Origin of the sequence: Streptomyces sp. LaBMicrA B280, assembly GCF_049222185.1 — a bacterium.
Lineage (GTDB): Bacteria > Actinomycetota > Actinomycetes > Streptomycetales > Streptomycetaceae > Streptomyces > Streptomyces murinus.
This window is the reverse complement of the sequence record NZ_JBMJCT010000052.1, coordinates 14190-26790: the sequence shown is the minus strand read 5'-3', so window position 1 is coordinate 26790 and position 12601 is coordinate 14190. Positions and strand designations below refer to the sequence as shown.

12 protein-coding genes and 1 pseudogene are annotated in these 12601 nt (G+C 70.6%); 9 read left to right on the top strand and 4 right to left on the bottom strand.

Annotated features, from left to right (window positions below; translation table 11 throughout):
* Positions 1–21 precede the first annotated feature (21 nt).
* Together ureG and ACLF5H_RS30495 are read left to right on the top strand one after the other, a co-directional pair.
* Positions 22–732 (top strand): urease accessory protein UreG, encoded by a 711-nt coding sequence (ureG, locus tag ACLF5H_RS30500; RefSeq protein WP_421679226.1) that lies wholly within the window; start codon positions 22–24, stop codon positions 730–732.
* Positions 729–1670 (top strand): urease accessory protein UreD, encoded by a 942-nt coding sequence (locus ACLF5H_RS30495; RefSeq protein ID WP_421679225.1) that lies wholly within the window; start codon positions 729–731, stop codon positions 1668–1670. Before ureG ends, ACLF5H_RS30495 begins: the two co-directional genes overlap by 4 nt.
* 49 nt (positions 1671–1719) lie before the next feature.
* On the opposite strand, the gene ACLF5H_RS30490 is transcribed toward ACLF5H_RS30495, so the two are convergent.
* Positions 1720–3138, bottom strand: coding sequence for a purine-cytosine permease family protein (locus ACLF5H_RS30490; RefSeq protein WP_421679224.1), 1419 nt, complete (start codon positions 3136–3138; stop codon positions 1720–1722).
* Positions 3139–3416: 278 nt separating this feature from the next.
* On the opposite strand from ACLF5H_RS30490, the gene ACLF5H_RS30485 reads away from it, so the two are divergent.
* The 3 genes from ACLF5H_RS30485 (at position 3417) to ACLF5H_RS30475 (ending at position 5694) form a co-directional block, all read left to right on the top strand.
* Positions 3417–3980, top strand: a complete 564-nt coding sequence (locus tag ACLF5H_RS30485) for a TetR/AcrR family transcriptional regulator (RefSeq protein ID WP_421679223.1) — start codon at positions 3417–3419, stop codon at positions 3978–3980.
* Between the two features lie 119 nt (positions 3981–4099).
* Positions 4100–5272 (top strand): aromatic ring-hydroxylating oxygenase subunit alpha, encoded by a 1173-nt coding sequence (locus tag ACLF5H_RS30480; RefSeq protein ID WP_421679222.1) that lies wholly within the window; start codon positions 4100–4102, stop codon positions 5270–5272.
* On the top strand, positions 5269–5694 hold the full coding sequence (locus tag ACLF5H_RS30475; RefSeq protein WP_421679221.1) for a PaaI family thioesterase: 426 nt from the start codon (positions 5269–5271) through the stop codon (positions 5692–5694). Before ACLF5H_RS30480 ends, ACLF5H_RS30475 begins: the two co-directional genes overlap by 4 nt.
* A gap of 56 nt (positions 5695–5750) precedes the next feature.
* Here the strand turns inward: ACLF5H_RS30475 and ACLF5H_RS30470 are convergent, their stop codons facing one another.
* Both ACLF5H_RS30470 and ACLF5H_RS30465 read right to left on the bottom strand, forming a co-directional pair.
* Positions 5751–7265, bottom strand: coding sequence for a class I adenylate-forming enzyme family protein (locus ACLF5H_RS30470; RefSeq protein WP_421679220.1), 1515 nt, complete (start codon positions 7263–7265; stop codon positions 5751–5753).
* Between the two features lie 185 nt (positions 7266–7450).
* A complete protein-coding gene (locus ACLF5H_RS30465) occupies positions 7451–8674 on the bottom strand; it encodes a saccharopine dehydrogenase family protein (protein ID WP_421679219.1) in 1224 nt (407 codons plus the stop codon).
* A gap of 121 nt (positions 8675–8795) precedes the next feature.
* Between ACLF5H_RS30465 and ACLF5H_RS30460 the strand changes: the two genes are divergently transcribed.
* The 4 genes and pseudogenes from ACLF5H_RS30460 to ACLF5H_RS30445 all read left to right on the top strand — a co-directional run bounded on the left by ACLF5H_RS30460 (position 8796) and on the right by ACLF5H_RS30445 (position 11709).
* The gene (locus ACLF5H_RS30460) at positions 8796–9521 is read left to right on the top strand and encodes a TetR/AcrR family transcriptional regulator (RefSeq protein WP_421679218.1); all 726 of its coding nucleotides are present in this window, start codon (positions 8796–8798) and stop codon (positions 9519–9521) included.
* Between the two features lie 300 nt (positions 9522–9821).
* Positions 9822–10247: pseudogene (locus ACLF5H_RS30455) on the top strand (NAD(P)H-dependent oxidoreductase); the annotation flags it as partial.
* A 41-nt stretch (positions 10248–10288) separates the two neighbouring features.
* A complete protein-coding gene (locus tag ACLF5H_RS30450; protein WP_421679217.1) occupies positions 10289–11182 on the top strand; it encodes an SDR family oxidoreductase in 894 nt (297 codons plus the stop codon).
* A gap of 83 nt (positions 11183–11265) precedes the next feature.
* The gene (locus ACLF5H_RS30445) at positions 11266–11709 is read left to right on the top strand and encodes a TraR/DksA family transcriptional regulator (RefSeq protein ID WP_421679216.1); all 444 of its coding nucleotides are present in this window, start codon (positions 11266–11268) and stop codon (positions 11707–11709) included.
* Here the strand turns inward: ACLF5H_RS30445 and ACLF5H_RS30440 are convergent.
* Positions 11668–12207 (bottom strand): hypothetical protein, encoded by a 540-nt coding sequence (locus ACLF5H_RS30440; RefSeq protein WP_421679215.1) that lies wholly within the window; start codon positions 12205–12207, stop codon positions 11668–11670. The two genes, ACLF5H_RS30445 and ACLF5H_RS30440, sit on opposite strands and share 42 nt — an antisense overlap.
* Between the last annotated feature and the right edge of the window lie 394 nt (positions 12208–12601).

The following is a 12601-nucleotide window of genomic DNA, read 5'->3' as shown; positions in this document are numbered from 1 at the left end:
ACGAGAAAAGGAACGAACACCATGCACGACCCCACACAGGTGCGGGGCTCCCGACACCACCACGACCACGCGGAGTTCGTGAAGCGCCCCGCCGACGGTGTGCTGCGCGTCGGGATCGCCGGGCCGGTCGGCTCCGGCAAGACCGCGCTGATCGAGGCGCTCGTCCCCGTGCTCATCGGGCGCGGCCGCACCCCCGCGGTGATCACCAACGACATCTACACCTCCGAGGACGCCGCCCATGTACGGCGCACCCTCGCCGGGATCCTGGACGCCGACCGCATCGTCGGCGTGGAGACCGGGGCCTGCCCGCACACGGCGGTCCGGGACGACCCGACGATGAACCAGGCCGCCGCCGACGAGATCCTGGAGCGCTTCCCCGAGGTGGACACGCTGCTCTTCGAGAGCGGCGGCGACAATCTCACCCTCACCTTCAGCCCGGCACTCGTCGACCTCTTCCTGTTCGTGCTGGACACCGCCGAGGGCGACAAGATGCCACGCAAGCGGGGCCCGGGCATCACCGAGTGCGAGCTGCTCGTCATCAACAAGATCGACATCGCCCGGTACGTGCGCTGCGACCTGTCGGTGATGGAGTCCGACGCCCATCACGTCCGGCAGGGACGACCGGTGGTGCTCACCAACTCCCTCACCGGGGAGGGCCTGGAGACCATCGCCGACTTCGTGCTGTCCCACGAGGCCGCCCGGGGCACCGGCCCAAAGACGGCTTCCGCATGACGACGGCGCCCGCGCGGCTGGACCCCGCACACTACGAACCCCCGCGGACACCGGCCCGGTTGCTCGACCTCACCGGTACGGCGGACACCCTGGCCGCCGGGCGCCCCGGCAAGGTCGGCCTGCTCGAACTGCGCTACGCGCGGGTCGGCGACCGTACCGAACTCGTGGACCGCTACCAGAAGTCGCCGTTGCAGATCATGCGTCCGCTGTACGTCGACCCGCTGCGGCCCGACATGCCGGTGACCTATCTGATGTCCACGGGCGGCGGCATCGTCCAGGCCGACCGCAACCGCGTCGACATCGACTGCGGCCCGGGCACCGCGGTGCACCTGACGACGCAGGCCGCGACGAAACTGCACCGCATGGAGTTCGACCATGCCACCCAGGTGTTCAACCTCACTGCGGGGGAGGGCAGTTACGTCGAGTACCTGCCCGACCCGCTGATCCCCTACCGGGACGCGCGCTTCTACCAGCGCACCCACGTGAGCGTCCACCCCACGGCCACCGTGCTGCTGGGCGAGGTGATCGCCGCAGGCCGTCTGGCCCGGGGCGAACGGCACGCCTACCGCATGCTCTTCAGCGACCTGGAGATCACCCGGGACGACGGGGAACTCATGGCCGTGGACACCGTCCGTCTCGACCCGGGCGAGCCCGGCTCGGTGACCGGGCCCGCGGTCTTCGCCGGGTACGACCTGATGGCCACGCTCTACGTCGTCTCCCCGCTCGCGCCCGCGACGGAGATCGCGGACGCCCTGCACGAGGCCCTGTCGGCCACCGGGCTGGACTTCGGGGTGAGCGCGCTGCCCGACGACTGCGGGGCGTGGGCGCGGATCCTGGGCAGTGACCCACCCGCGCTCACCCGCGCCACGCACACGGCCTGGGACGCCGTGCGCCGCCTGCTCATCGGCGCGCCCGCCCCGGATCTCCGCAAGACCTAAAGGGGCCGTACCGGGCGGCGGTGACGGGTGGCTCCCGCTCGCACCGCCGTCAGTGGACGGTGGCCTCGGTCCTCGTCCCCGGCTCGGCGGAGAGGATCATGCGGTCCGGTACGTGTCCGGTGTCCCGGCGGGCCACGAGCCAGTAGAGGGCGGCCGGGACCAGCAGTCCCACGATCCAGGAGATGTCCGTACCGCCGAGCGGTGCGACCAGCGGACCGGTGTAGAAACTGGTGGCCAGGAAGGGGAGTTGGGCGAGGAGTCCGATGCCGTAGACGACGAGGGCGCCGATGCGCCAGGCGCCGTAGCGGCCGTGCGGGTCGCTCAGCGCGGGCAGGTCGTAACGCTCCTTGGCGATCAGGTAGTAGTCCACCAGGTTGATCGCGGACCAGGGGGTGAAGGCCGTGAGCAGGAAGAGCAGGAAGTCCTTGAAGGAGGTCAGGAAACTGTCCTTGCCCACCAGGGCGATCGCGGTTCCCGCGACCATGATTCCGGCGATGTAGAGGGCACGGACGCGCGGGGAGATCGTGCGCTGCTCGCGGAAGCCGCCGATGCCGGTCACCAGCGACATGAAGCCGCCGTAGGTGTTGAGCACGTTCACCGTCAACTTGCCGAGGGCGATGACGAAGTACAGGAACGAGGCGATCAGGCCGGTGCCGCCCAGACCGACGACGTAGCCGACCTGGTTGTCGAGGAAGGCGCCGCCGGCCGTGGCCGCCACGAGGACGCCGAAGGTCATGGACCACTGGGAGCCCAGGGCCGAGCCGCCGAGGGTCCACCAGAAGGTGGCGCGGGGAGAGGTGTCACGGGGCAGATACCGCGAGTAGTCGGCGACGTACGGGCCGAAGGCCAGCTGCCAGGACGCCGAGAGGGAGATGGCCAGCAGGAACAGCGGCAGGTGGAAGGAGTGGTCGGCCAGCAGGGCGGTCAGGTCGGCGCGCTCCAGCAGGCGGATCCCGAGGTAGACGAAGGCGAGCGCGCACACGATGCTGGCCAGTCGGCCCAGGGTGTGGATCAGGCGGTAGCCGACGACCGTGGTGACCGCTGTGACCAGGGCGAAGACCACGATGCCCGTGGTGTCGCCGAGGTGCGTGAGCTCACCGACGGCCTCACCGGCCAGCACGCTGCCGCTGGCGAAGAAGCCGACGTACATGACGATGACCAGGGCCAGGGGAACGACGGCGCCCCGGACGCCGAACTGGGCCCTGCTGGAGATCATCTGCGGGAGACCGAGCCGGGGCCCCTGGGCGGAGTGCAGGGCCATGACCGCGCCGCCGAGCAGATTGCCGAGCAGCAGGCCGATGAGCGACCAGAGGACGCCCCCGCCGAAGACGACGGCGAGCGCTCCGGTCACGACCGCGGTGATCTGGAGGTTGGCGCCGAGCCAGAGCGTGAACTGGCTGAACGCGCTGCCGTGCCGTTCGGCGTCGGGAACCACGTCGATCGAGCGTTGTTCGACCATGCCTGCCATACAGATGCCCTCTTCCGTGGATACCCCACCGGCTGAATGCGTCTATGCAGGATGTGTTCGAATGAATGAAAGGTCAATACTCTGGCGAAAAATAAGTGTGTGGGCCATCGAAATCGGCGGGCGGGGCGACGGGGGCGCGGGGTCCACCCCACACCCCGCGGGCGTTTCCTGGTTCACTGGTGCTTCCCGGCAGCAACACGGAAGGCCCAGCTCCCGCCATGGTGTATCGGCGTACGGAACGCACGGAGCGGCACGCCCGGACGAAGGAAGAGGCCTTCGTGCGTGCCGCTCACGAGTTGGTGGCCCGGGAGGGCTTCGCCGGAGCGAAGGTGGCCGCGGTGGCCGGCGCCTGCGGGGTGAGCGCGGGCTCGCTCTACTCGTACTTCGGCGGCAGGGACGAGCTGCTGGCCCGGGTCTTCCGGCGGGCCGCGGGACGTGAACTGGCCGCCGTGCGCGCCGCGGTGGACGCCGCGCCCGCGAACCCCGAGGCCCGGCTCAAGGCGTTCGCCGACACGTTCACGGAGCGTGCCCTGCGCGGCCGGCGGCTGGCATGGTCCCTGCTCTTCGAGCCGGTCTCGCCGGTGGTGGAGCGTGAACGGCTGGTGTACCGGCGGGAGTACGCCCAGCTGTGCGAGGGTGTCATTCGGGAGGGCGTCGCGGCCGCTCTGTTCGCGCCCCAGGACGCGGGGGTCTCGGCCGGCGCCGTCATCGGCGCCATCTCCGAGGCGCTGGTCGGCAGGCTCTCACCGGAGGTCTCGCAGCAGGCGGAGGTGCCGGACGAACAACTGGTAGCGGAGATCCGCGACTTCTGCCTCCGGGCCCTCGGCCGCGCACCTTCCTGACGGCCCGTACTCCGGAAGTTCCATTGCCTCGCCCCCGTACCTTTCGTAACATCAATTGAACGAGCATTCAGAGCTTGAACTGCGACGGGGACCCCATGCGGCACAGTGAACAAGTGGCGATGATCAAGCGTCTTCTCGCGCTGCGCGAGACGCGCCGTGACGAGAAGATGCTCGACGAGGTTGTCACCCTTCCGGTCAGCAAGTACACCGACGAGACACTCCTGGAGCGGGAGATCGCCTCGGTCTTCTCCCGCTACCCGCTGATCGCGGGGCACGCCTCGGCACTCGGCGAACCCGGGGCCTATCTCACCAGCGACTGGGACCAGTTCCCCTATGTCGTCGTCAGGGGCGAGGACGGCCGGGTCCGCGCCTTCTACAACCAGTGCCGCCACCGCGGGGCCCGCCTCGCCGACCAGCCGACGGGAGTGGTGCAGAACTTCATCTGCCCCTTCCACGGCTGGGTCTACGGGCTCGACGGCGCCCTGAAGGGCATCACCCGGGCGCATGACTTCCCCGGCGTCAAGACCTGCGACTACGGCCTGGTGGAACTGCCCGCCGCGGAGTCGGGCGGCCTGATCTGGGTAGGCCGCACGCCCGGAGAGACGCTCGACATCCCCGGATTCCTCGGGGCGTTCCACGAGGACCTGGTGAACTTCGACGTGGCCTCGCTGGTCCGGTACAAGAAGACCAAGGTGGTCAAGGAGGCCAACTGGAAGCTGCTGATCAAGACGTATCTGGAGGGCTACCACGTCCCGTACCTGCACCGGGACACCCTCGCCTTCGCCTTCAAGAAGGGGGTGATCGCGCACGACGAGGACGGGCCGCACATCCGGCTGTCCGCGGCGCGCACCAACATCGGCGAGACGACCCTGAAGCCGCAGGAGGAGTGGCGCATCCTGGACCACGCCTCGGTGTACTACACGCTCTTCCCCAACACCTTCTTCATCCTGCATCCCGACTACGTGTCCATCAACACCTTCTGGCCCCTGGCGGCGAACCGCACGATCTGGACCCACGAGATGCTCTACCGCGACGGTGACTTCGCCGGGTCCGCGGGCCAGAGCGCGCTGGCCAAGCGCTTCGAGTTCACCAATGACACGGTCTTCGACCAGGAGGACTTCGCCATCGCCGAGGACGTGCAGCGGCATCTGCCCCACGGGGGCAGCGACCACCATGTCCTGGGACTGGCAGAGGGCCTGCTCGCGATGTTCCAGCAGAACATCGACGACCGGCTCACCGAGCAGGGCACGGACACCCCCACCACCCCCCGAGCATCAGGACGGCACGCATGACCATGGACCACGCCGGTTTCGCACAGAGCATCTTCAAGGCCCAGCCGTTCAGCATGTTCCTGGGCGCCGAACTCACCGCCGCGGGGCCCGACTCGGCCGAGATCCGCGTGGCCAACCGGCCCGAGATCCAGCAGCAGCACGGCTTCGTGCACGGGGGAGTGCTCAGCTATCTGGCCGACAACGCGCTGACCTTCGCGGGCGGACTCGCCCTCGGCGGTGACGCGCTCACCGCCGAATACAAGATCAACTATGTGCGTCCTGCCGTGGGCGAGTTCGTCGTCGCACGCGCCAGGGCGACCGCCACGACCCGGCGGCAGGCCGTGTGCCAGTGCTCGGTCTACGTCGTCTCGGAGCAGGGGGAGGAGCGCCTGGTCGCCGTGGCGCAGGGGACGATCGTACGGGCGGGCAGACAAGAGGACTGATCCACCGGCCGCCGGTCGAACGACCGGCGGCCGACCGGCCCTTGGCGCCAGAGGTGTCAGGGGCCGGTCCGCACCTGCTCGCGCAGTACATGCTTCTGCACCTTGCCGGAGGGCGTGCGCGGCAGCGAAGGCACCACCACCAGATCCCGGGGGATCTTGTACTTGGCCAGCCTGGCGGAGAGGAAGCCGCGCAACTCCTCCAGCGTCACCGCCGAGCCGGCCTCGACCACGGCGACGACGGTCTCGCCCCAGTCCGGGTGCGGCCGCCCGACGACGGCGGCGTCCCGGACCGCCGGATGCTGGAGGATCGCCTCCTCCACCTCGGGCGCGTAGACGTTCTCCCCGCCGGTGATCACGACGTCCTTGATCCGGTCGATGATGAACAGGTAACCGTCCTCGTCCACCCGCGCGAGATCCCCGGACCTGTACCAGTCGCCCTCGAAGGCGCGTTCGGTCGCCTCCGGGTCATCGAGATACCCCAGCATGCGGGTCCCCGAGCGCAGCCACAGCTCCCCGCTCTCGCCCGCCCCGGCGTCCACGCCGTCGTCCCTGACCACGCGGATGTCCACGCCCGGCATCCCGCCCGCCCCGATCGACCCCGCCTTCGCGAGCTGCTCCCGCGGGCGGAGCACGGCGCCCACCGGCCCCATCTCGCTCATCCCGTACACCTGGCAGAAGCGGTCAGGGCCGTAGGCCGCCTCCAGCGTCCGCACCGTCTCGGCGCCCAGCGACGCCCCGCCGTACGCCCACAGCCGCACGCCCGACAGATCGAAGCCGGACAGGTCGACCCCGGCCGCGGGCAGGGCCTTCAGCGGGGCGAGGTAGGCGATGGGGGCACCGAAGAAGGCGGTGACCCGGTGCCTTCGCACGGCTTCCAGGAAGGCGAGCGGCTGGTACTCCTTCAGCAGGACGACGGTGCCGCCCAGGTAGATCATCGACAGGAACCAGTTGTTCAGGGGCGAGGCGTGCCAGATCGGCATGGCCAGCAGGAACCGGTCATCGCGCCGCAGCCCCGCGGCGGCCGTGGTGTACGCGGGTACGGCGGACAGCCCGCGGTGCGAGTGCAGACAGCCCTTGGGCGCGCCGGTCGTCCCGGAGGTGTACAGCACCTGCGCGACGGCTTCGGGGCCGACCTCCACGCCCTCCCATTCGGGGGCTCCGGCGACCAGTCTGTCGAACGCCCCGCCGCCGGTGTCGTCCGTGGTGAGGACGTCGACCTCGGGGGCGCCCTCGCGCATGCGCCCGGACAGTTCCGCCGCGACGACGGCGACGCGCAGCTTCGAGTGCCGTGCGACATACGCCAGTTCGGGCGCGGTCAGCTTGTGATTGACCGGTACCAGTGCCGCGCCGGCCCGCCAGATCCCGAACGCCGCCACGGCGAAGGCGGGGGTGTTGTACGTCATCACCCCCACGCGATCCCCCGGCCGCACCCCGCGCTCCCGCAGCACGGCGGCGGCCCGCTTGGAGGCCGCGAGCAGCTCGGCGTACGTCATCGACCCCAGATCGGAGACGAGGGCCGGCTTCTCGCCGCAGCCGCGGGCCGACGCCTCCAGCATCCATGTCAGGTTCACCGCAGGGTCCTCCGCGTTCCGGTGGGAGCTGCCGTGCCGGGGGAGCCCGTCGGCACGGCAAGAATTGAATCATCGTTCAATGCTCCCGGGGAAGCTTCAACTCCCTTTACCTGCGGGCATTTCCGGGCCGGGACGCGACGGTGGCCGGGGCGGCGGGTCCGGCCGCGAGGACGCCGGGGGCGGGGTCAGCGCTCCTCGCGCAGTCCCCACGGAGTCCCGTACTCGATCAGCAGGTCGAGGAAGGGCCGGGGCGGGAGCGCCTCGGGGCCGAGGACGCCGCTGCCCCGCCAGGCACCGCTCGCGATCAGTTCGAGGGCGATCACCGGATTGACGGCCGTCTGCCAGACCACCGCCTGGGAGCCGTACTCGCGCATCGACCACTCGTTGTCGACGACGTGGTACAGGTACACCTCGCGCGCGGCGCCGTCCTTCGTGCCCTTGACCCAGGTGCCCGCGCAGGTCTTGCCCGTCATCCGCTCGCCCAGCGTGGCCGGGTCGGGCAGACAGGCGGCGACCACGTCGCGCGGGGAGACCTCGACCGGTCCGTCCGCGCCGGGGACGGTGACCTTCGCCGTGGAGTCGAGCCCCAGCGCGTGCAGGGTCTTGAGTTTGGCGATGAAGTCGTCGCCCAGACCGTACTTGAACGTCACCCGGCGCGCGTCCACCCAGCGGGGCATCAGCAGCACCTCCTCGTGCTCGACGTTCACGCACTCCACCGGGCCGATGCCCGCGGGGAAGTCGAAGACCTCCGGCTCGCTGAACGGCGCCGTGGTGAACCAGCCGCGCTCCTTCTCGTAGATCACGGGCGGGTTGAGGCACTCCTCGATGGTCGTCCAGATGCTGAAGGAAGGCGCGAAGTCATAGCCCTCGACGGTGAGATTCGCTCCGTCGCGGACCCCGAGCTCCTCGATCTCGTCGAAGAGTTCGTCGGCGGCGTAGCGGGCGAAGACGTCCGACAGGCCCGGCTCCACTCCCATCCCGACCAGGGCGAGGCGCCCGGCGTCCGCCCATTCTCCGGCGCGGGCGAACTGCTCGTCGCCGAGTTTCACCCCGCACTGCTCGTACGGGGCGGTAGCGTGCGGCGCGGACAGCGACATCGCCATGTCCAGGTAGTGCGTGCCCGCGGCGAGCGCCGCGTTGAACAGCGGCATCACGAAGCGCGGGTCGGTCGCGTTGAGCAGGACGTCGCAGCGCCGCGCCACGAGGAGACGCCGTACCGCCTCCTCGTCGGAGGCGTCGAGGCGGCACGGGCTGAAGCGGCCGTCGGGGTCGTCGAGCGCGGCGACGGCCGCCTCGGCACGGGCGAGGTCGTAATCAGCGACGATCATGTGGGCCAGGAAGCCGCGACGGGCCGCGATACGGGTGACGGCGGTTCCGACACCGCCCGCACCGACGAGAAGTACGCGCATGTCACACACCATTCGTTGAGACGGTCCCGTGGGCGGGGGCCCCGGGAGGTGACCTGATGAAACACGAGGCGGCTTGTTAAGGTCTACGGCGTTGGCATAAGGAACGCGAGGCGGTGACGCGGTGCCCAAGAAGGTGGTTCCGGAGGCGGAACGGCGCAGACGGCGGCCGACCCGGCAGGGCACCGTGCTCTCGGAGCGGCTGATCGTGCGGACGGCCCTGCGGATGCTGCACGAACACGGAGCCTCCGGCCTGACCGCCCGCCGCCTGGGCGCCGCTCTCGGCGCCGACCCGAGCACCCTGTACCGCTACTTCGCCGGGCTGGACGGACTGACCCGGGCGATCGGCGAGGAGCTGATGGGCAGGGCCCTGGACAGCTGGACGCCCACCGGGACGTGGCGCGCCGACCTGCGAGCCCTCGGCCTGGCCATCCACGCCTCGTACCTCGCCCATCCGCACGCCGCGCTGCTCACCGCCAGCCGCGTCACCGGTCGGCCCCGCGAGATCGCGGTCGACGAGACGATCCTCGGCATCCTGCGCGGGGCGGGTTTCGCCGACGCGGACGCCGTCGGCGTGTACCACGCCTTCATCGACCTGGCGCTGGCCTTCGCCGCCCTGGACGCGGGCGCACTCGCCATCAAGGACGAGGTCAGGGAGGCGGACGAGGAGGTCTGGACCTCGACGTACGCCCGACTGCCCGCCGAGACCCATCCGCACATCGCCGCCACCGCGCACCTGCTGGCGGACCGGATGAACCACAGCGCCTATCCGGTCGTACTGGACACCCTCCTGGGCCAGGCCGAGGCACGACTGGCCGCCGCACGAAACCGGGCCGCCGAGAGCGCGTGAGGCCCGCAGCACGTGCGCAGGTACACCGGCGGACCGTGAACGAGGGCCGCCCCCGGCGCACCGGCGGCACCCCACCTGCCGACGGCATCACGATGCTGGACAGCGCCCCGCTGGACCAGAGGGCTGCGACCGGTCCCACACCAGCGACCGAGCCCGTCCGGCCGATCGGCCCACTCCTCGGCCGCAGCCCGGCAGCTCGGGCGGACGGCTGAGCCGCAGGGGATGAATCGGGACCGCAGGTGATATCGGTGCCGGAGGCGCGGGTAGCCGGTCATCATGAGTCCCGGTTGTCACACACCGCCGGAGATCCGGACCGAGATCCTGGGCAGCGGCATTCTGGTCCTGGCCAGCCCGATCTGGCTCGGACACCCCTCCGGCATCGCCCAGCGTGTCCTCGAACGCCTCGAACGCCTCGACGCGGAGCTCGGCGAGCGCGACGACGAGGGCCGCATGCTCACGTACGGCAAGGTCGCCGCCGTATGCGTCGTCGGCAGCGAGGACGGCGCGCACAAGGTCGGCTCCGACCTCTTCCAGGGCCTGAACGACGTCGGATCCTCCCTCGCCCCCAACGCGGTCACCTACCGGGTCGGCGCGGCCATGCGGGGCACCGACTACCAGGACCTCGACGAGACCCCCGAGGAGACCGCCGCCACCACCAAGACGCTCGCGGCGAGCAGCGCCCACCTCGCCCGCCGACTCAAGGACGCGCCGTATCCGGCGAGTTGACACACCCGCACCGCCCCCGCTCACCCCGACAGGAGGACATCGTGCCCGCGTCCGACACCCCCGACGCTCCCGACCCGGTCACCCGACACCCCCGCTCGCCGCTTCCTGACCAGGAGCAGGACCATCCGGGCTCGACCGAGGCGATGGACCCGCGACCGGACCACGGCGAGGATTCCTACCGCGGCCACGAGGTGCTGCTGGACCGGGCCGCACTGGTCACCGGCGGCGACTCCGGGATCGGACGGGCCGTGTGCCTGGCCTTCGCGCGGGAAGGCGCGGACATCGTCTTCACCCACCTGCCCGAAGAAGCGGACGAAGCGGCGGAGACCGCCCGGCTCATCCGCGACGCAGGCCGTAAGGCCCTCGCCGTCGCCTGCGACATCAGGGACGAGGACCAGTGCGACGCCCTCGTCGACCGGGCGGTGGACGAGAGGGGACGCCTCGACATCCTCGTCAACAACGCCGCCTACCAGATGGCGCAGCCCGACGGGATCGAGGCCATCACCACCGAGCAGTTCGACCGGGTGATGAAGACCAACCTGTACGGGATGTTCTGGCTGACCCGCAGGGCGCTGGCGCACCTGCCGCGCGGAGGATCGGTCATCAACACCGCTTCCGTCCAGGGCTTCCAGCCCAGCCCGCACCTCCTGGACTACGCGATGACGAAGTCGGCGATCATCTCCTTCACCCACGGGCTGGCCCAGACGGTCGCCCCGCGCGGCATCCGCGTCAACGCCGTCGCCCCCGGTCCCGTGTGGACACCCCTGATCCCCGCGACGATGCCGGACACCAGCGGATTCGGCGGGCAGTCGCCGCTGGGCCGACCCGCCCAGCCGGCCGAGATGGCGCCCGCCTACGTCTTCCTCGCCTCTCCGCAGGCCAGCTACATCACCGGAGAGATCGTCAACGCCACGGGCGGCACGCCTCTGCCGTAACAGGGTCGACGGGCACGTCCGGCCCGCCGGCCACCTCCTGCGCTCGGGGGGAATCACGGACCGGCGATCGGCGTTGCCGGAACATGCGCGATCCCTCCTCGTACGGGCGTGACGAGCCCGGCGCCACCGGCGTCGCGGCGGCCTACGCGCGCCTCGCGGCCGATCGTGCCGAAACGCTCGCACGGGCGGCCGCGCTGAGCCGCGAATTCGACGGGATCGTCGCGGCGAACGCCCTGGTCGCGATCGATGACGAACACGACCCGGAGGGAGGCAGCACCGCTTTCGAGCGGGCCCATGTGGCCGCTCTGCTGGCGCGTGCACGCGAGCACCTGGAAGAACTCGACCAAGCGCTGGAACGAGTCGAGCGTGGGCGGTACGGGAAGTGCGAAGGCTGCGGCGGAACGATACCTCCCGAACGGCTGGAGATCCGTCCGGCGGCCACCCTGTGTGTGCGCTGCGCCGCTCCGGCCGCGGGCACGGGTACGTCACCCGGCCGCGGCCGCGCGGTACGCCGCGACCGCCGGTGAGAGGACGGTCTCCACGCCGGACTTCGGCTTCCTCTCGACCACTTTCTGCACCATGAGGATCACGTCACCCTCGCGGACGAATCCCGTCTCGGTGATGTACGGGTCCGTATCACCGGAGAAGGCCGACGCGATCCGCAGCACCAGGCTGTCGTCCGCCCTCGCATCGGCACGCGTCACGGACACGGTGTTCCGCGTGCGAGTGCCGTCGACGAGGGCGTCGGTGTACGTGGTGCAGCGCCGCGCGACGCCGCGGACGGCGGCCATGACCGCGGCCGCCCGGCCGGGTGCGTACCGGTCGAGGGACTCCTGGCCGAACCAGCCGTAGTCGTCACCGCCGACGGGCTCCCGCTCCACCGCGACCGCCACGTCCTCGACGGGGCGGGCGTGAGCCGTCATGAAGGACGAGACGGTGAGCTGGGAGCACGGCATCGACGTGAGCGGAACGGTGGAGGGGGTGTGCGGGGCGCCGGTCGTCGTCGAGTCGGTCCGTCCCGTCATCAGCTTGAAGCCATGTGGAAGCCGGGCCTGAGTCAGCAGGCCGTCACGCAACCGACCCCGCGGCGGCACCGAGGCGGACGACGGCCGTGCCGACGAGCCGGCCGAACAAGCCGAGATGGCAAGGACCGCCGTGATGGCCGCGGCCACCGCGACATGATGTGCGCGCACCAGTCTGTTCCCCCTCAGATCCATGATCGGCCCACCCTCTCATGTGGCCGATGTGGCCTCCGCATCACGTCGGGCCGGTGCCGTCCGCCCCCGGAAGCCGGTCGGCCCCCAGGCCCTGAAGGCTATGGGCGCCATGCCTGGCAGTGGCAGTAGGCCGCCGGGTGGTGGCGCGGAACCGATGGCGGAGCATCCGGACTTGTCCGGTCCGCACAACTGGGCCGACCGT